This window comes from Niallia sp. Sow4_A1 (assembly GCF_052116745.1).
GTDB classification, from domain to species: Bacteria; Bacillota; Bacilli; order Bacillales; family Cytobacillaceae; genus Niallia; species Niallia hominis.
The window spans coordinates 100,200-120,067 of the sequence record NZ_JBQKKM010000005.1; the positions used below are offsets into that span (position 1 = coordinate 100,200).

General features: G+C 35.8%; 18 protein-coding genes. 16 read left to right on the forward strand and 2 right to left on the reverse strand.

The window, feature by feature from the left end:
* The first annotated feature begins 50 nt into the window (after positions 1 to 50).
* The 12 genes from ACTQ5K_RS04610 to ACTQ5K_RS04665 all read left to right on the forward strand — a co-directional run bounded on the left by ACTQ5K_RS04610 (position 51) and on the right by ACTQ5K_RS04665 (position 12,410).
* Positions 51 to 773, forward strand: coding sequence for a glycerophosphodiester phosphodiesterase (locus ACTQ5K_RS04610; RefSeq protein WP_031535224.1), 723 nt, complete (start codon positions 51 to 53; stop codon positions 771 to 773).
* 275 nt (positions 774 to 1,048) lie between these two features.
* Positions 1,049 to 2,659: a sigma 54-interacting transcriptional regulator gene (locus ACTQ5K_RS04615; protein ID WP_441993759.1), complete on the forward strand. Its 1,611-nt coding sequence runs from the start codon at positions 1,049 to 1,051 to the stop codon at positions 2,657 to 2,659.
* A 22-nt stretch (positions 2,660 to 2,681) separates the two neighbouring features.
* Positions 2,682 to 3,773 (forward strand): butyrate kinase, encoded by a 1,092-nt coding sequence (gene buk, locus ACTQ5K_RS04620; RefSeq protein WP_441993760.1) that lies wholly within the window; start codon positions 2,682 to 2,684, stop codon positions 3,771 to 3,773.
* Between the two features lie 4 nt (positions 3,774 to 3,777).
* Positions 3,778 to 5,202, forward strand: a complete 1,425-nt coding sequence (gene lpdA, locus ACTQ5K_RS04625) for a dihydrolipoyl dehydrogenase (RefSeq protein WP_441993761.1) — start codon at positions 3,778 to 3,780, stop codon at positions 5,200 to 5,202.
* A 78-nt stretch (positions 5,203 to 5,280) separates the two neighbouring features.
* Positions 5,281 to 6,273 carry a thiamine pyrophosphate-dependent dehydrogenase E1 component subunit alpha gene (locus ACTQ5K_RS04630; protein ID WP_441993763.1) on the forward strand — a complete coding sequence of 331 codons (993 nt, stop codon included), beginning with the start codon at positions 5,281 to 5,283 and terminating at the stop codon, positions 6,271 to 6,273.
* Between the two features lie 13 nt (positions 6,274 to 6,286).
* Positions 6,287 to 7,270: an alpha-ketoacid dehydrogenase subunit beta gene (locus tag ACTQ5K_RS04635; protein WP_031535214.1), complete on the forward strand. Its 984-nt coding sequence runs from the start codon at positions 6,287 to 6,289 to the stop codon at positions 7,268 to 7,270.
* 25 nt (positions 7,271 to 7,295) lie between these two features.
* A complete protein-coding gene (locus ACTQ5K_RS04640) occupies positions 7,296 to 8,546 on the forward strand; it encodes a dihydrolipoamide acetyltransferase family protein (RefSeq protein WP_031535212.1) in 1,251 nt (416 codons plus the stop codon).
* Between the two features lie 123 nt (positions 8,547 to 8,669).
* Entirely contained in the window at positions 8,670 to 9,110 is a 441-nt protein-coding gene (locus tag ACTQ5K_RS04645) for a BrxA/BrxB family bacilliredoxin (RefSeq protein WP_031535210.1), read from the forward strand.
* A 366-nt stretch (positions 9,111 to 9,476) separates the two neighbouring features.
* Positions 9,477 to 10,262, forward strand: a complete 786-nt coding sequence (locus ACTQ5K_RS04650) for a transporter substrate-binding domain-containing protein (protein WP_031535207.1) — start codon at positions 9,477 to 9,479, stop codon at positions 10,260 to 10,262.
* Positions 10,263 to 10,375: 113 nt separating this feature from the next.
* Positions 10,376 to 11,035: an amino acid ABC transporter permease gene (locus ACTQ5K_RS04655; protein WP_031535205.1), complete on the forward strand. Its 660-nt coding sequence runs from the start codon at positions 10,376 to 10,378 to the stop codon at positions 11,033 to 11,035.
* A complete protein-coding gene (locus ACTQ5K_RS04660; RefSeq protein WP_031535204.1) occupies positions 11,028 to 11,750 on the forward strand; it encodes an amino acid ABC transporter ATP-binding protein in 723 nt (240 codons plus the stop codon). Before ACTQ5K_RS04655 ends, ACTQ5K_RS04660 begins: the two co-directional genes overlap by 8 nt.
* 150 nt (positions 11,751 to 11,900) lie before the next feature.
* Positions 11,901 to 12,410 carry a L,D-transpeptidase gene (locus tag ACTQ5K_RS04665; RefSeq protein WP_031535202.1) on the forward strand — a complete coding sequence of 170 codons (510 nt, stop codon included), beginning with the start codon at positions 11,901 to 11,903 and terminating at the stop codon, positions 12,408 to 12,410.
* A gap of 236 nt (positions 12,411 to 12,646) precedes the next feature.
* Here the strand turns inward: ACTQ5K_RS04665 and prli42 are convergent, their stop codons facing one another.
* Complete coding sequence (gene prli42 / locus ACTQ5K_RS04670) at positions 12,647 to 12,748, reverse strand: stressosome-associated protein Prli42 (RefSeq protein ID WP_152910842.1); 102 nt, start codon at positions 12,746 to 12,748, stop codon at positions 12,647 to 12,649.
* Between the two features lie 943 nt (positions 12,749 to 13,691).
* Here prli42 and ACTQ5K_RS04675 point away from each other — a divergent pair.
* From ACTQ5K_RS04675 to gndA, 4 genes are all read left to right on the forward strand, one after another.
* A complete protein-coding gene (locus tag ACTQ5K_RS04675) occupies positions 13,692 to 14,813 on the forward strand; it encodes a tripeptidase T (RefSeq protein ID WP_048717788.1) in 1,122 nt (373 codons plus the stop codon).
* Positions 14,814 to 14,973: 160 nt separating this feature from the next.
* Positions 14,974 to 15,441: a chemotaxis protein CheW gene (locus tag ACTQ5K_RS04680; protein WP_048717790.1), complete on the forward strand. Its 468-nt coding sequence runs from the start codon at positions 14,974 to 14,976 to the stop codon at positions 15,439 to 15,441.
* A gap of 63 nt (positions 15,442 to 15,504) precedes the next feature.
* Complete coding sequence (locus ACTQ5K_RS04685; RefSeq protein WP_349205120.1) at positions 15,505 to 16,770, forward strand: DNA polymerase IV; 1,266 nt, start codon at positions 15,505 to 15,507, stop codon at positions 16,768 to 16,770.
* A 143-nt stretch (positions 16,771 to 16,913) separates the two neighbouring features.
* Positions 16,914 to 18,326 (forward strand): NADP-dependent phosphogluconate dehydrogenase, encoded by a 1,413-nt coding sequence (gene gndA / locus ACTQ5K_RS04690; RefSeq protein ID WP_048717795.1) that lies wholly within the window; start codon positions 16,914 to 16,916, stop codon positions 18,324 to 18,326.
* A gap of 352 nt (positions 18,327 to 18,678) precedes the next feature.
* Here gndA and ACTQ5K_RS04695 read toward each other — a convergent pair whose 3' ends face one another.
* The gene (locus ACTQ5K_RS04695) at positions 18,679 to 19,788 is read right to left on the reverse strand and encodes a metallophosphoesterase (protein WP_349205119.1); all 1,110 of its coding nucleotides are present in this window, start codon (positions 19,786 to 19,788) and stop codon (positions 18,679 to 18,681) included.
* Positions 19,789 to 19,868 lie beyond the last annotated feature (80 nt).

Below are 19,868 nucleotides of genomic sequence, written 5' to 3' on the forward strand. Positions count from 1 at the left end.
CATCATTTATAAAGCAGTAGCGAAAGAGTTCTACATAAGGAAGTGATTTCATGACGAAAATATTTGCACACCGAGGCTATTCTTCCCAATATCCAGAGAATACCATGAAAGCTTTTGAAGAAGCTGAAAAAGCAAAGGCTGATGGAATAGAAATTGATATTCAAATGACAAAAGATGGGGAAGTTGTTATTATTCATGACGAAAAAGTTGATCGAACAACAAATGGATTAGGATATGTGCAAGAATTAAGTTATAAAGGTTTACGATCATTAAATGCAGGACATCGATTCAAGCATATTGGGAAAGAAGCTATTCCCACATTAATTGAGTTATTCGATTGGATGCAAGACAATACGATAACTTGTAATATTGAAATGAAAAATAATAAGATTCCATATAAAGGGATGGAAGAAAAAACAATTGAGCTTATTCGCAAATATGGTTTTGAAAAACGGATTATCTTTTCCTCGTTTAATCATTATAGCCTCGTACATAGTTATCGAATTGCACCTGAAATTGAAACAGCCCCTTTGTTGTCAGATGGAATATATCAGCCTTGGATATATGCAAATGCTATAGGTGCCAAAGGGTTTCATCCTAATTACAAACGCATTAACCAAGAGATAATACAATCCTCAATAGAAAAAAATATCAAAGTTAGAGCATATACAGTGAATAGTCCTAAAGCGATGAGAGCACTAATAAATGAAGGAATCTCAGCAATAATAACAGATGAGCCGATTCTTGCACGTGAATTATTAACGTTGCCTTAAAGAATGATGGTTTTCCAACCTATCTTCAATTTGTTAGAGAGAGGGAGGAGAGCCTTTTTTTTTAGATAATAGCCTAAATAATCCCTAAATAACGACTATTAGGTTATCTCCTTCACCAACTCATTTCTCCACAAATTTGCAACCAATAGTATATTCAAATAAATCTTTTTTTCAGAAATAAAAGAAAATGGGAAAAAAATTGCATAATAACAGAGAGATAGGTATAGTATAGATATGAAATAAATTGCACGGATGAACAGATAGGAAGTGTACTAATGATTGATCGAACTATACAGACAACCTCTTATGCCCTATTTGATGAAATGAAGGAAGGGATTATTCTAGTGGATAATCGCGGAGTCATCTGTTATTTCAACAAAAGTGCAGAAAGAATGATAAAGGGACACTATCATCTTCAAATAGATCAACATATATTATCGATTATTCCTACTAGTGGGATGATGAGAGTATTACATACTAAAAGAAAAGAAGAACAGAAAATATTTGCTATATCTGATAAGGATAATCTTTTAATTTCTCGTTATCCGCTAAAAAACGAGGGAAATCAAGTTATAGGTGCATTGGCGGTACTACAAGAAGCCAATCAAAAAAGAGAATGGTTTGATGATAACAGCATCCGAGTATTGCTTACATTGATTTTGCAAAAAAATGCAGAAGCATTTGCAGTAGTCGATGATCTTGGTCATATCATCATGCAAAATTCGTCATATGAAGAGTTACTTTCAGTACTTAATCAGAAAAAAGCACACAACTTAATTATCAAGAATAGAGAAGAAGTCTTCCGAACAAGACGGGATGCGGAAATTTCGATAAATACGGACTCTTACAGTCTTATCATAAAAAGTACACCAATTATCGTAGATGGAATCTTAAAAGGCTGTCTGCAAAGTATTAACAATAATACGGAAATAGTTCAGTTAAAAAGGGAACTTCAACAAACTAAAACGATTATACGCAGGCTAGAGCAAAGTTACCAATTTGAGGACTTTATTTATCAATCATCTTCTATGAAATTTGCACTTGAGCAGGCCAAGCTAATAGGAGCAAGCAAACGTGTACTATTTATTAGAGGGGAAGAAGGAACTGGAAAGTTTATGCTTGCTAATACTATTCACAATTGGAGTGAAAATAAGTTTCATTTGTTTAAATGTATACATCCAAAGAGAAACAGAGAACAATTAATAGAACTTTTAAGTAAAAATAACGGTAACGCTAAAGGGACGGTTTACTTAGAAAATGTTACTTGTTTGTCGATGGAGGAGCAAACTTTGCTTCTAGAAATGATGAAAAAGGATGGGAAGGAAGAGAAACAATCGTCCCTTCGCCTTATTGTTTCATCTCCTATCAAACTAGAAAAAGCATTAATGGCAGGAATGTTTTTAGAAGAACTCTATGACGAGCTAATGAAATCGCATATATACTTACCTCCTTTAAGCGAGCGTAAGGAGGATATTTATCCATTAGCAAAGCATTTTCTTTTAGAACTAAATAAAGAAAGCGGAAGGTGGATAAGAGAGATTGAATTAGATGCCCAAAAAGCATTAGAAGCTTATTCTTACTCTACTAATGTCCACGAATTAAAGGCAATCTTACAACTAGCTGTAATAAGAGCAAAAGAAGAAGATACTGTGCTTAAAGCGGAGCATCTTATTCTTTCGCAAACGAGTGCAGAATCAAAAATAGATAGCCATGAGGAAATCGATGAAGATAATCAAACACTATCTGAGCTAGTCGAAAAATACGAGACGGTTATTATAGAAAAAACCTTGAAGAAATTAGACGGGAATAAAACGTTGACGGCAAAAACATTAGGGTTATCTGTCCGCAATTTGTATTATAAGTTGGATAAGTATCATTTAAATTAATTTTTAATAAGAGGTTTTTAAAATGAGTAAATTTCGCATATTGGTAATAAACCCGAGGTCATTAGTAACAGAAATTGCCCTCTATGAAAACGAGGTTCCGCTAATAATAGACGATTTATCTCATGATTCTGATAAGTTAGCGGAATTTCCTTCTGTTGCTTCTCAATATAAATTTAGAGCAGATGAAATTTTGTCTTATCTAGTAAATAAAGGAATCAACCTTTCGAAATTAGCTGCTGTTTGTGGAAGAGGCGGTTTACTTAAGCCCATCGATGGCGGAACCTATTTGGTAAATGCTGCTATGCGTAAAGAATTGCTTGAACAAACAAGAGGAGAACATCCTTCTAATCTGGGAGCACTTATCGCTTATGAAATTGGCGAGCATTTCGAGATTCCCTCCTATATAGTAGATCCAGTTGTTGTGGATGAAATGGCCGATATCGCTAAGATTTCTGGTTACCCGAAAATTACAAGAAAAAGTATATTCCATGCCCTTAATCATAAAGCAACAGGAAGACGTGCGGCGATGGAGCTTGGCAAAAAGTATGAGGATGTTCAATTAATCATTGCACATCTTGGCGATGGGATTACAATTGGAGCACATTCGAACGGAAGAGTAATCGATGTTAATAATGGATTGAATGGGGAAGGGCCTTTTAGTATCGAACGTTCTGGAACACTACCACATGGTGATTTAGTTGATTTATGTTATTCAGGAAAATTTACCTACGAAGAAATGAAGCAAGAATTACTATACCATTCAGGGATAATGGCTTATATCGATAAACCAAGTAGAGGATCACTAGATATAGAAGAAGAACTAAAAAAGGGTGATAATCCAAGTTATCACATTATTGAAGCGCTAGCATACCAAGTCGCTAAGGAAATCGGCAGTGTAAGTACAGTGCTATTAGGGGAAGTAGACGCCATTATCTTAACAGGTGAGCTTGCATACAGTAATTTATTTGTAAAATTAATTATGGAACGTGTTAATTGGATTGCAGATATAATGGTATATCCAGGCGAAAATGAGCGACAGTCATTGGCACAGGGAGTACTCCGAGTATTACGCAAGGAAGAATTAGTAAAAGAGTATGAAAGTAAAGGGGTGTGAAAAAATGGCAAAAGAGTATGATCTTGTCATTCTAGGTGGTGGAACAGGCGGCTATGTAGCAGCAATTCGTGCCTCCCAATTAGGTTTAAAAACAGCAGTGGTAGAAAAAGGTAAATTAGGTGGAACATGTTTACATAATGGTTGCATTCCAAGTAAAGCACTATTAAGAAGTGCGGAAGTTTATGCGACAACGAAAAAAAGTGAGGAATTTGGGATTATTACATCAGATATCCGATTGGACTTTAATCGAGTGCAAGAAAGAAAATCAACCATCATAAGCCAGTTGCATAGTGGTGTGCAATATTTAATGAAAAAAGGGAAAATTGATGTTTATGAAGGAAACGGCAGAATAATGGGACCATCTATTTTTTCACCGATGCCGGGAACGATCTCAGTTGAAATGAATAATGGAGAAGAAAATGAAATGTTGCTTCCGAAAAATGTAATCATTGCAACAGGATCTAGACCGAAAACCTTACCAGGATTAGAGATTGATGGTTCGACTGTCATTAGTTCGGAGGAAGCATTACAAATGGAAGATCTTCCTAAATCCATTATTATTGTGGGCGGAGGAGTAATAGGAGTTGAATGGGCTTCTATGCTTTCAGATTTTGATGTGAAAGTAACTATTTTAGAATATAGTGATCGATTGGTGCCAACAGAAGATAAGGAAATAAGTAAAGAATTACAGAGAATCCTAAAGAAAAAAGGGATCAAGATAGTTACAGGTGCCAAGGTTTTAGCAGACACCGTCCAGAAGAATCCATCTAATGTAACTATCCAAGCAGAAAAAAATGGCGATATACAGACGTTTGAAGGAGAAAAACTGCTTGTATCTGTTGGACGTATTGGAAATGTAGAAGGAATTGGTCTGGAAAATACAGAAATTGCAGTTTCTAATAACGTAATTGAAACAAATAAATACTATCAAACAAAGGAATCGCATATTTACGCAATTGGCGATTGTATTGGAGGATTGCAACTGGCACATGTAGCCTCACATGAAGGAATAATTGCCGTTGAACATATTGCCGGGCAAAAGCCACATCCTATAGACTATAAAACAGTTTCTAAATGCATCTATACTAGTCCAGAAATAGCTAGTGTAGGTTATACAGAAGAAGAGGCAATTGCGCTTGGATATTCGATTAAAAAAGGCAAATTCTCCTTTAAAGCAATTGGAAAAGCACTTATCTACGGGGAGCAAGATGGATTTGTAAAAATAATCTCAGATAAAAATTCAGAAGATTTATTAGGAGTTCACATTATCGGTACACATGCTACTGACTTGATCGCAGAAGGAGCTCTTGCAAAAGTGCTCGATGCAACAGCTTGGGAAATTGGAAATACGATTCATCCACATCCGACACTGTCAGAAGCAATTGGAGAGGCAGCGCTTGCAGTAGAAGGTAAAGCAATTCATGGCTAAATAAAAAAGCTAAACAAGTAAAGGGAAAGAAAATAATAAAGGCAAAAATTGATTCCATTAGGAGGTAATAAAATGACTATGGTCCATAATCGCCATTTAGAAGCTGGTTTAACAGACGACCAAGTATTGGCTATGTATGAGCAGATGCTTTTAGCTAGAAGAATTGATGAAAGAATGTGGTTATTAAATCGAGCAGGAAAAATTCCATTTGTTATTTCTTGTCAAGGCCAAGAAGCGGCACAAGTAGGAGCAGCTTTTGCTTTTGACCGTGATAAAGATTATATGCTGCCATATTATCGTGATTTAGGGGTTGTGCTAACTTTTGGGATGACAACGAAGGATATTATGCTATCAGGCTTTGCAAAAGCAGAAGATCCAAACTCAGGAGGAAGACAAATGCCTGGACACTTCGGTCAAAAGAAAAATCGTATTGTCACAGGTTCTTCCCCGGTCACTACGCAAGTACCACATGCAGTTGGCATTGCATTAGCCGGTAAAATAGAGAAGAAAGATATTGTTACCTTTGTCAGCTTTGGGGAAGGATCTTCGAATCAAGGAGACTTCCATGAAGGAGCAAACTTTGCTGGTGTGCATAAACTACCTGTTATTTTTCTATGCGAAAATAATAAATATGCTATTTCTGTCCCAATCGAAAAGCAATTAGGGTGTGCAAATGTTTCCGATCGAGCAATTGGCTATGGAATGCCAGGATACACAGTGGATGGAAATGATCCAATTGAAGTATATCGTGTCACAAAAGAGGCGGTGGATCGCGCAAGAAGAGGAGAAGGGCCAACTCTTATTGAAACTGTTTCGTACCGTTTAACCCCACATTCTTCTGATGATGATGATAGTAGCTATCGTGCAAAAGAAGAAGTAACAGAAGCAAAAGGAAAAGATCCACTATTTACATTTAGAGCTTATTTAATGTCGACTGGAATATTAACAGAAGAATTAGATCAAAGCTTAAATAAAAAGATCACGGAAGAAATAAATGAAGCAACGGATTATGCTGAAAAGGCGCCATATGCACAACCAGAAGATACACTTAAATTTGTGTATGGTGAATAAGGGGGAAATGTAGATGCCAGTAATATCCTATATAGATGCAGTAACTCAAGCCATTCGAGAAGAAATGGAGAAAGATGACAAAGTATTTATCCTTGGCGAAGATGTAGGGGTAAAAGGGGGAGTTTTTAAAGCTACAACAGGTCTTTACGAACAATTTGGCGCAGAAAGAGTAATTGATGCTCCTTTAGCTGAATCAGCTATCGCAGGGGTAGGGATTGGAGCAGCAATGTACGGCTTAAAGCCTATCGCAGAGATGCAATTCGCTGATTTTATTATGCCTGCTGTCAACCAAATTGTCTCAGAAGCAGCAAAAGTTAGATATCGTTCCAATAATGACTGGACTTGTCCTATTGTCATTCGTGCTCCTTATGGAGGTGGCATTCATGGAGCACTTTATCATTCTCAATCGGTAGAAGCGATGTTTGCTAATACTCCTGGTTTGAAAATCGTCATGCCATCTACTCCATATGATGTTAAAGGTTTATTAAAGGCGGCCATTCAAGATCCAGATCCTGTGTTATTCTTTGAACACAAACGTGCTTACAGACTAATAAAAGGGTTTGTTCCCGCTGAAGATTATGTGCTGCCGATTGGTAAGGCAGATATAAAACGAGAAGGGGAAGATATAACTGTAATCACGTATGGTTTATGTGTTCATTTTGCCCTACAGGCTGCTGAAAAATTGGCAGAGGACGGGATTTCTGCCCATGTTTTAGATTTACGAACCGTTTATCCACTAGATAAGGAAGCAATTATGGAAGCTGCCTCGAAAACAGGAAAAGTCCTTTTAATAACAGAAGACAACAAAGAGGGCAGTGTGATTAGTGAAGTTGCAGCTATTATTGCCGAAAACTGTTTGTTTGATTTAGATGCACCAATTATGCGATTAGCGGGAGAAGATGTTCCAGCGATGCCATATGCCCCAACGATGGAAAAATTCTTTTTAATTACGCCAGAAAAAGTAGAAACAGAAATGAGAAAGCTAGCAGAATTTTAAGTCGCATAAGAAGGAGTGAAAACAGATGCCAATCGAGAAAATTACCATGCCTAAACTAGGAGAAAGTGTTACAGAAGGTACGATAAGCAATTGGCTTATAGCTGTAGGGGATGTCGTTAACAAATATGATCCTCTTGCTGAAGTTATGACAGATAAAGTAAATGCAGAAATTCCTTCTTCTTTTTCTGGAAAGATTAAAGAATTAATTGCTGAAGAAGGGCAAACCCTTGATGTAGGCGAAGTAATATGTACCATTGAAGTAGAAGGGGATAAATCACAGGAAGAACAGTCTCAGGAAGAGAAGACAGTAAAAAAAGAAGCGGATATATCTATTCAAGCTGACACGAGTCAAAAAACTAGATATTCACCAGCTGTATTACGTTTATCTCAGGAAGCTGGAATTGATTTAGCGCTATTAAAGGGAACAGGCGCAGGTGGAAGAATTACTAGAAAAGATGTTCAAAAAGCGATAAGCGACGGCGTTCCACAGGTAAAAGAAGAAGAAAAAGCACCTGTAAATGTTGCAGTAACTCCCCCTAAAGAAGCGGTTGTACATAGTAGTATTCAAACAAAAGCGGGAGACAAGGAGTTGCCGATTACTGGAGTTAGGAAAGCAATTGCAAGTAATATGGTAAAAAGTAAGCATGAAATTCCTCATGCTTGGACAATGATAGAAGTCGATGTAACAAAGCTTGTCCAATATAGAAATAAAGTAAAAGATTCCTTTAAGAAAGAAGAAGGCTATAACTTAACATTCTTTGCCTTTTTTGTGAAAGCAGTTGCCCGTGCATTAAAAGAATTCCCAGAAATTAATTCTACTTGGGCTGGAGACAAAATCATTCAGAAAAAAGATATTAATATCTCCATAGCTGTAGCAACAGAAGGTGCGTTATTTGTTCCTGTTATAAAAAACGCTGACGAAAAATCAATTAAAGGAATTGCAAGAGAGATTACAGAACTTGCCAACAAAGCGAGAACGGGTAAGCTTACTATTGATGAAATGCAAGATGGCACATTTACTGTCAATAACACGGGGTCATTTGGATCTATTCAGTCAATGGGAATTATCAATCATCCACAAGCCGCAATCCTTCAAGTGGAATCCATTGTGAAAAGACCTGTAATTAAAGAGAATATGATCGCTATCTCAGATATGGTGAATTTATGCATGTCATTAGACCATCGAGTATTAGATGGACTTGTTTGTGGAAGGTTTTTACAAAGAATTAAAGAAATACTAGAAACAACATCAGAGGAAACAACACCGATCTATTAAGAAATGGGAAAAATCAGTTCCGTAAAATGGTGAATACAGCTAATACAAACATATATATTGAAAATAAGTACTTTTTTTATAATAATGTAGGAAGAAAAATATTTCATAAAAGGGAGCGAAACGATGAATATTGACTTTAACTTATTCATGAATGATGTTGTCCGTCAAGCACGACAAGAAATAGTAGAAGCTGGGTATCAAGAATTAACGACAAAAGAAGCAGTAGATGAAGCATTATCCCAAAAAGGTACGACTCTTGTGATGGTGAACTCTGTATGTGGATGTGCTGGTGGAATTGCTAGACCAGCTGCAAGCTACTCGTTACATTATAAAAAAAGACCAGATCAATTAGTAACTGTATTTGCAGGACAGGATAAAGAAGCAACAGAACAAGCTCGTTCCTATTTTACTGGTTTTCCTCCATCCTCTCCTTCTTTTGCATTAATGAAAGACGGCGAACTTGTGAAGATGGTGGAGCGCCATGAAATCGAAGGTCATGATCCTATGCAAGTAGTAGAAAAACTACAAACTGCATTTGAAGAATACTGTGAAGAAGTTAAATAAGAATTGTATATTTGCTCAAAAAGCTCAGGTATCTGAGCTTTTTTTGATGCAAAAATTCGGGCATGTAAGAGAAAAAACTACATATTAAGTAGCTAATCAACATAAAGAGCGATTATGTCCATGGTTTCGTTTTGTGAGAAAAAAGAATTTTCAAAAAAATATAACTATATTTATTTAAAAATTAAATTTTTTCAGAATAGTATTTCATTTATTGAATTTGTATAAATTGTATTGAATATTTATAAGTATGTGTTAAAATTCATATTGTTGCATGAATATAAATGAAAGATTATCTTATAATTTGCAACAAATAAGCAATATTAATAGAGAATAGAAGCATTAGAAAGTATAGGGGGATAATAAATAATGAAAAAATTATTAACATTAATGCTGTTATCAATCGTAGTTGTTTTAAGCGCTTGTGGAACCTCTACTGATGAAAACAGTTCAAATAGTGATAGTGGATCTTCTGATAAAAAGGTACTTGTCATGGGAACTTCAGCTGACTATGCGCCATTTGAATATATTGATACAGCAAAAAGTGATGACATTATCGGTTTTGATATTGATTTAGCTAATGCATTAGGCGAAAAACTTGGGTATGAAATCCAAGTTAAAGATATGGACTTTAGCGGATTAATTTCTGCTTTGCAATCTGGAAAAGTAGATTTAGTACTATCGGGTATGTCTCCAACACCAGAAAGAGCTGAAAACGTTGATTTTAGTGATGTATATTACACATCAAAAGATTTAGTTATAACGACAAAAGATAGCAATATTAAAACAGTGCAAGACCTTGAAGGAAAAAAAGTTGGGGTACAATTAGGTTCCATTCAAGAGGATGCAGCAAATGAAATTGCTGAAACAGTAAAGATTACTGTCGAAAATCGTGACCGAATCCCGCAACTAATTCAAGAGATTAAAGCTGGAAGATTTGATGCTGCAATTATCGAAGATGTTGTTGCTACTGGCTATTTAAATAAAGAGGATACATTAACATCCTTCCCTGCAAAAGAAGCTAATCAGGATGCAGGTTCTGCGATTGCATTTCCAAAGGGCAGTGAATTAACAAGTAAGTTCAATGATGAATTAAAGAAAATGCAAGATAGCGGAGAAATTGATGAGTTAATTGTTAAATGGTTTGATAACTAATTGAGAAGTGAAAGTCGGGGACAGTTTAGGGCAAGTTTGCCCTAAACGTTTTCTTGTTTTTAAGCTAAATAGATAGAAGACACCCTGTTTTTTATGAAAGGATTGAGATATTAATGGGCTTGGATTTCCAACAATTTATTCCATCGCTTCCTTATTTACTGAAGGGAGTAACAGTAACATTGCAAATTGTTATTGTAGCTGGAATTATTGGATTTGTTTTAGGGATTATACTTTCGATATTTAAACTAAGTAAGATTCCAGTATTAAGCTGGATAGCTGCTATTTATACATCTGTATTCAGAGGGACGCCACTTGTTTTGCAATTAATGATTATCTATTTTGGGGTTCCGCAATTAACTGGGATACAAATAGAACCCTCGGTTGCTGCGATTCTTTCCTTTGGCTTAAATTCAGCTGCTTATATTTCTGAGATTATTCGAGCTGGAATTTTAGCAGTTGATCGTGGACAGAAAGAGGCAGCCATGGCATTAGGTGTCTCACCTAGACAAGCAATGTTTGACTTAATCTTGCCACAGGCTTTAAAAAATATTTTTCCGGCATTAATCAATGAAGCTGTTTCTTTAACAAAAGAGTCAGCGGTTGTAACGGTAATTGGTGTAACAGATATTATGCGTAGGGCCTATATTATGGGTGGAGAAAAATATGCATATTTGGAGCCAATGATTCTAGCAGGTCTTATCTACTATGTATTAGTAATGATGTTGACTACATTGGCAAAAGCCGTTGAAAGGAGAATGAGAAGAAGTGATTAATGTTGAAAATTTGCATAAATCCTATGGCTCCCTTCAAGTTTTAAAAGGGATTAATACACAGGTCAAAAAAGGGGAAGTAGTGACCATAATCGGTCCTTCTGGTTCAGGGAAATCTACTTTTCTTCGCTGTATAAACTTGCTTGAAGTGCCTACAGAAGGAAAAGTAATCATTGATGGGACGGATATTACGACAAAAAACACAAACATAAAAAAAATGAGAGAAAATGTGGGGATGGTATTTCAACATTTTCATCTTTTCCCACATAAAACGGTTTTGCAAAACGTAACATATGCACCGATTAAAGTGAAGGGATTAAGTAAGGGAGAAGCGGAAAAAATGGGTAAAGAACTTCTTGCTAAAGTTGGCCTTGCTGATAAAGCAGCTGTTTATCCTAGCCGTTTATCTGGGGGACAAAAGCAAAGGGTCGCTATTGCACGTGCTCTTGCAATGAATCCAGAAGTAATCTTATTTGATGAACCAACGTCAGCTTTGGATCCTGAAATGGTAAAAGAAGTGCTTGAGGTAATGAAATCACTTGCAAATACAGGCATTACCATGCTAATTGTGACACATGAAATGGGCTTTGCGAGAGAAGCGGCAAACAGAGTATTATTCCTTGATGGTGGAGTTGTAGTAGAGGATGCACCGCCAGCAGAGTTTTTCACCAATCCAAAAACAGAACGCGCAAAAGAATTTTTGGAAAAAATGCTATAATATTGAATACAATTAGATTTCTTCGTCTCTAGGATGAAGGAATCTTTTTCGTACTCAGTGAAGCTGAATGAATCCTATTAGGATTACGATTCCTTATCGTATAAAGAATAAGCATCCACATACACTAAGAAAAAAAGCGAGTGTGATTGTATGCTGAAACTTATTCTTTCTATTTTCCTAACTGTCTCACCTATATGGCCATTAGGGCAAAACCCTTTACCAGGAGATTCTTTTGTTATTATAAACAAAAAAACCAATCAATTATCCATAATAGATGAAAATAGAGTTCAAACTATTATTAGTGTATCGACAGGAAAAACAGAAGACTTAACACCAGATGGCTTATTTACCATTACAGTTAAAGCAGTAGAACCGTATTATCGCAAAAAAAATATCGCTGGCGGACATGAAGATAATCCTTTGGGAACACGGTGGATTGGTTTTGATGCGAAGAATACAGATGGAAGAATATATGGTATTCATGGAACTAATAATCCAGGCACTATTGGAAATTATGTGTCCAATGGCTGTGTCCGTATGCAAAATGAGGCAGTAGAATCGATTTATGATTTAATACCATTAGGAACCAAAGTTCTAATAACAAGGTCAGATAAAAGCTTTGAGGAATTAGCAAAAGAGTATGGGGCTATTCATGAATAAAAAAGGAGCTGGGACAACATCGTTTCAGGTAGTAATAAACACGAACTGTTTTTGTTTTTGGCAAGAAGCTTTCAAAAAAAGTTTGTTGTATTACCCGCAGTCTGAATACATTTCGCTTACCATGGGGCTGCGCTTTAGCCTTCTCGGCTTTAGGGGTATTCCCTTTCTCGCAGCTCCCATAGGAGTTTACGTGTATTCAGACTGCTTAGTTCTTCCATTAGTAAGATAGTCTTCGGTTAAAATAACATTCCAATTCCGATTAACAGTGTAGATGCTAGCATAATAAAGATCATTAAATATACAACAATCTTTTGTAATCTATTTTTTCGTTTCTTCATAGAATCCTCCATAGTCTAACCATTCTTACTGTCTATTTTACTAAGAATAGAAGAATGGTACAACTATAAACATATGGAATTTTGATTAGGGAATTTTTTTAAGGTAAGAGGCTGGGACATAAACATTTCAGTTAACAATAAATACGAACGATTATGTGGTAAGTTTACATGATCGTTCGTATTTATATTTTAGAAAGAGGTTTAAAAATGAACTGAAATGGAGCGGAGGACGGTCGACTCCTGCGGGAAATAGAGGAAAGGCTGAGACCCCGCAGCGCAGCGAGGAGGGCACTGAAAAAGTATAGTATCTCCAAATTAAATAAGAATTTATTTATTTGAAAGCGAATATTAAGTTGGTTTGGAGAGGTGACCGCTTGACTCCTATGGGAACAGCGAGAAAGTCCGAGACCCTGCAGGAGCGTGAGCTGTGAAGCGGCTCGGCGCTCGCCCCAATGAGTCATGTGGGCACCTCGGAAAACAATTTACACATCTAAGTTTAAAAGGCAGTTACGGCCAATCATCAATAGCTATCAGTTTTTCAGTGCCCTCGCAGCGAGGAGCCATAAAACGGCTTTAAAGGTTGATATTCCAACATTTCTAGAGGGAGGCTCAGTTTCCTCCCCGGCGCATCGACCGTCTGTAGCGCAATGGAACGACTTAGTTTTTACACTTGAATATATTTAAAACCATAAATAACTAATATGAAAAAGTAGCTTTATTTAAGAGCTAAATTAGAGATTGTTCGTCTTTAAAGATTAGTTATTTAGATTTGTCCCAGCCTCTTTAAAAATACAGATCTTTTCTTAAAAATAAAGGTAGATATTCCGTCCGAAATTTTCATATCTACATGAAAATCAAAATAATTATCCCTGTGATTTTCATTTGATGTTCTATTTTTATAAGCGTATACTAATAATGTCACTAATTTTTGGAGGAACAAAAAATGATTAATCAAGAGCGTTTATTAAATCAATTTTTAGAACTAGTACAAATTGATTCGGAAACAAAGTTTGAAAAAGAAATTAGTATTGTATTAAAAAAGAAATTTGAAGAGCTAGGTTTAGAAGTATTCGAGGATGATACTACTGCGATTACAGGTCACGGTGCAGGTAATTTAATCTGTACACTGCCGGCAACAAAGGAAAATGTTGATCCGATTTACTTCACCTCTCATATGGATACAGTAGTTCCTGGAGTTGGAGTAAAACCGTCCATTAAAGATGGATACATAGTAACAGATGGCACGACAATACTTGGGGCAGATGATAAAACTGGTTTATCTGTTATGCTTGAAATACTTACTGTAATTAAAGAAAATAATATTCCTCATGGAACCATTCAATTTATCATCACAGTAGGAGAAGAATCTGGATTATTAGGAGCGAAAGCACTTGATCCAAAATTAATTCAAGCAAAATACGGCTACGCATTAGATAGTGATGGTAAAGTAGGAAATATCGTTGTAGCTGCACCAACACAAGCAAAAGTCAAAGCAACGATTCTAGGGAAAACAGCTCATGCAGGCGTGGCACCTGAAAAGGGAGTTTCTGCTATTACCATTGCTTCTAAAGCGGTAGCAAAAATGCCTTTAGGTCGTATAGACAAAGAAACAACAGCCAATATCGGCAGTTTCGCTGGAGGAAAACAAACAAATATCGTTTGCGACCATGTAGATATTCTTGCAGAAGCACGCTCATTAGTAGAAGATAAAATGCTTGCACAAGTTGCTAAGATGAAGGATGCATTTGAGTCAGCTGCTAAAGAAATGGGTGGAGAAGCTATTGTAGAAGTGGATATAATGTATCCAGGTTTTAAATTCGGTGAAGGTGACCATGTCGTGGAAGTGGCTAAAAAAGCCGCTGCAAAAATTGGCAGAAGCTGTGAATTACAACAAAGCGGCGGAGGTAGTGATGCCAACGTAATCTGCGGTTTTGGCATTCCTACAGTTAATCTTGCGGTAGGATATGAAGATATTCATACAACAAATGAAAAGATGCCAATTGAAGAATTGAATAAATTGGCTGAGATGGTACTAGCTATTATTGAAGAAGTAACAGGTAAATAATCAAGGTTATGTAAGGGTGTGTCCTAATTTAGGATTCACTCTTTTTTTTGTATATTTATCGAAACAAATGTTTCTATTTTACTTGCATTTATTTAGAAAACAGAGGAAAATATTTTTATAGGAAAATACTACTGTACATACTAATTTTGGGGGAATATAGATGGAAGAGAAGAAGGTTGTTATTTTTAAAGTTGCTAGCGGCGAATATTCAATAGATGTTTCTTATGTGATATCGATTGAGAAAGAAGAACAAATTACACCTGTTCCTCAATTGCCTTCCTTTGTGAAAGGGATAAGAAAAGTAAGAGACGAGCTCATTCCTGTTATTGATTTACAGATGGTATTATATAATCAAAGGACAGAAGAAAATGAAACAAATAAATTAATTGTAGTGAGAACAGAGGATATTTCTTTTGCCATGATTGTCCATGACGCGAAGGAAATCATTGATATTAAAGAAGAGGTTATTAAAGAGGTGGGAATCTCTGCATATCAGAAAACAGAATATATAACAGGAGTTCTTAATTTAGAAAAACGTTTGGTTTTGATGTTGGACCCTACTATTTTGATTGAAACATTAGATGGGGTAAGAGAAATTAAAGACTATATGAAAAATCAGCCTGCTTAATTTCTTCCAGAAGAATAAATGTATTAATTAATCTATAATGATCAAAAGAATGGTGAAGGTAAGATGAAAGAATTTTATCCAAAAAAGGGACGAGTTATACTACATGTAGATATGAACAGTTTTTATGCATCTGTAGAAATGGCCTATAATCCACAGTTAAAGGGGAAACCACTGGCAATTGCAGGGAATGAAAAAGAGCGCAGAGGTATAATCGTCACTTGTAGCTATGAAGCAAGAAAATTCGGAGTAAAAACAACCATGCCTTTATGGGAAGCAAAAAAGAAATGCCCGGATTTAATCGTTTTACCTCCAAATTTTGATCGTTATCGAACGGCATCCCTTGCCATGTTTCAAATTCTCCATGAATTTTCGGATATCGTTGAGCCAGTTTCCATCGACGAAGGCTATGTTGATATTACGAATTGTCATGAGTTAGGAACCCCGATTTACATTGCAAAAACAATCCAGAAACGAATTTATGAACGCTTAGATTTACCATGCAGTATTGGGATTGCTCCAAATAAATTTCTCGCCAAAACGGCATCTGATCTAAAAAAACCGATGGGTATCACCATTTTAAGAAAGCGGGACATTCCACAAATCCTTTGGCCAATGGAAGTAGAAGAAATGCATGGTATAGGAAAAAAAACAGGGGAAAAACTAAGGGCAATTGGTATCCAAACCATTCAAGATTTGGCGATGGCTCAATCCATTCCACTAAAAGCAACCATAGGCATTAATGGTATTCGCTTAAAGGAAAGAGCCAATGGAGAAGATAACCGGGCAGTCGATCCGGAAGCAGCTAATGAATTTAAAAGCATTGGGAATTCTACTACTTTGCCTCGTGATGTAAAGAATCAACAAGAATTATTTCAAGTTTTGGAAACACTAGCAAATAAAGTTGCTACGCGTATGAAAAGAAAACATGTGCATGCTAATCATGTTACTGTCACGATTCGTTACGGAAACCGTAAAAATTATTCCAAAAGCAAAAAATTAGCAAATCCAATTAAAACAGAAGAAGAGATACATCAATTAAGCAAAGAGATTTTTATTTCAGCATGGGATGGAAATCCAGTCCGCTTACTCGGAATAACAGCAGGAGATTTAATAGACAATAATATTGTAGTAAAACAACTGGATCTCTTTTCTTTTGAAAAGGACGCAGAAAAAGAACCCCTCTGGACTGCTATTGATAAGCTAAAAGAAAAATATGGCTCATCCATAATCGAACCAGCATCTGAAAGAAATAATATTTCAAAAAAGGAAGAAAATATCGGTACACTGACTAGCTTCAATAAAGATTTTCTACAAGGAAAGAAATTTTAGTACGGTTATTTTCAATAAAAAATTTTTTTTGAAATAAACCGGAAAAGTAGTTGCATTTTAGTTGCATAACTTAAAAAATCTTGCTAAAGTTAAGTGAATTCTACTATAAAGGATACATAGTTTAGAAGGGACGTTAGGAAAAAATGACAAAACAGCAATTTGGTGTAATCGGTTTAGCGGTCATGGGTAAAAACCTTGCGATGAACATCGAAAGCAGAGGATATACTGTTTCCGTTTTCAACCGTTCAAAAGAAAAAACAGAAGAAATGCTTAAAGAATCAGAAGGCAAGAATATTGTTGGAACATATACGTTAGAAGAATTTGTACAATCTTTAGAAGTTCCACGTAAAATTATGTTAATGGTAAAAGCAGGTCCAGCTACAGATGCTACAATCGAGCAATTAAAACCTTTATTAGATAAAGGGGATATTGTTATCGATGGTGGTAACACATTCTTTAAAGATACACAAAGACGTAACAAAGAATTAAGTGAACTTGGTATTCACTTTATTGGTACAGGCGTTTCTGGTGGAGAAGAAGGCGCTTTAAAAGGTCCTTCTATCATGCCTGGTGGTCAAAAAGAAGCATATGAATTAGTTGCTCCTATTTTCCGTGATATCTCTGCAAAAGTTAATGATGAGCCTTGTACTACTTATATCGGTCCAGATGGTGCTGGCCATTATGTTAAAATGGTCCACAACGGTATAGAGTATGGAGATATGCAATTAATCTGTGAAGCATACTTTATCATGAAGCATGTTCTAGGATTAGAAGCGCAAGAACTTCATGAAGTATTTGCAGAATGGAATAAAGGCGAGCTTGATAGCTACCTAATCGAAATTACTGCAGACATCTTCACTAAAATAGATGAAGAAACAGGTAAGCCTTTAGTAGATCTAATTTTAGATACTGCTGGTCAAAAAGGAACTGGTAAATGGACAAGCCAAAGTGCCCTAGATTTAGGTGTTCCACTTCCAATGATTACAGAATCTGTATTTGCTCGTTTTATTTCAGCAATGAAAGACGAACGTGTAAAAGCAAGTAAAGTACTTACAGGTCCAGAAATCAAACCATTTACAGGCGATAAAGCAGCATATATCGAATCTGTTCGTAAAGCACTTTACTTAAGTAAGATTGTTTCATATGCACAAGGTTTTGCACAAATGAGAGAAGCATCTGACGAATACGATTGGAACTTAAACTATGGAGAAATCGCTATGATTTTCCGTGGTGGTTGTATTATTCGTGCTCAATTCTTACAAAAAATTAAAGATGCATATGACCGTGATCCAGAATTGAAAAACCTATTATTGGATCCATACTTCAGTGAAATCACTGAAAACTATCAAGCAGCATTACGTGAAGTAATTTCTGGTGCTGTCTTAAACGGTATTCCTGTACCAAGCTTTGCAGCAGCATTATCATACTTTGATAGCTACCGTACAGCAACTTTACCAGCAAACTTATTACAAGCGCAACGTGACTATTTCGGTGCACACACATATGAGCGTCTTGATAAAGAAGGAATTTTCCATACAAACTGGATGGAAAAATAAGAAATATGTTAAAACACATCACACTTTTAATTGTGGTGTGTTTTTTTTGTTGGGATTAAATAAACTGAATGATATATCAACGGTGAAGATGCATAAATTATGGGAATGATAAAAGGGGGTATAGCGGAAGTTGAGGGTATAGTGGCATTTATCAAGGGAATGAAAACCAAAAGACGAGCTGGAAAGAGAAAAGTGTGTTCATCAAGCGTATCATCAAATAGAAATTTTCCGCACCCAATCATTTCTTCTACCTACTTAAATTAAAAAATACTATAAAAAATATGCTGCTATATTTTTTCAGCAGCATATACAAGAGTGTTTATTTTTTCAAAATAATAATAGTTAACTCGTTTTAAGTAAATTTAATTTCAATAGAAACGATCTCTGATCTACTGCCAATTCTAATTGGTGGTCCCCAGAATCCAAAGCCGGAGGAAACAATGGCATGAAGTTGCTTCTTTTGTTTGTATCCCCAATCTAATTCAAATACTCTTCTAGTTATAAGATGATTTGGTGCCATTTGTCCTCTGTGTGTATGTCCTGATAAAATGACGTCAATTCCATCATTCATGGCAGCTTCAAGCTCATCTGGCTGGTGATCCATCATGATGATTGGAAGGCGGTTGCTCTCATTTTCTAATAGTGCAGGAATGGAAAGCCTATCTTTATCTGTTTTATCTTTTCTACCAATTAGACGAATAGTTTCGTCGATTGTGATTTTTTCATCCATTAAGATGTGAATGCCAATGCGGTTCATTTCTTTAATAAACGTAGGTATCATTTTTCCATAATACTCGTGATTGCCTAATACACCATAAATACCTAATGGAGCATGTAATTGCTTTAATTGCTCTCCCATCTTCTTTTTCATAAAAGGAATTGGGTCGTCATCAATGATATCGCCAGGTAATAATATTAAATCAGGCTGTAGGCTGTTTATTTGCGTTACTAGCCGATTTAAATGACTTTTCCCAGATAAAGTGCCAAAGTGCATATCAGAAGCCATAGCGATGCGTAGAGTGTCTCTTTTTGCTTGTTTTTTTTCTACAGTAAGTTTATATGTTCTAATAATTGGCGAATAAGCATTATATGTTCCAAAAACAAGTAAAAATAAGAGTAAGGATGCAGTGATAGTACCTATGATTATGGTCGCATCCATCGGATCCATCAACATCTTTAAGATAAACCAGCTAATATTGGCTAGGGGAAAAAGGATTAGTCCATATTCAAAAATAGCTAGCCAATAGGCACCCATTATTTTAAAGATCGTAATTGATTTAAGGAAGTGACTAATAAAATACGCATAGGAAAAAAGGATAATAGCTCCAATATAGAAAGCTGGGTAGGGTGTCAGTTGAAAGGATTTAAGCCATACATAACCATTCCAGCCAATGTAATAAACAAGTAAATTATATATGAGAAATACTAGCAAAATAGTAAAGGCAAATTTTATTTTTTTCATCAGGAGCTCCTATTATTCCATTTTTGATAAGCAAAAAAACGTGAATTCAAATGAGGATTCACGTTTTTTAAAAGTTTCTA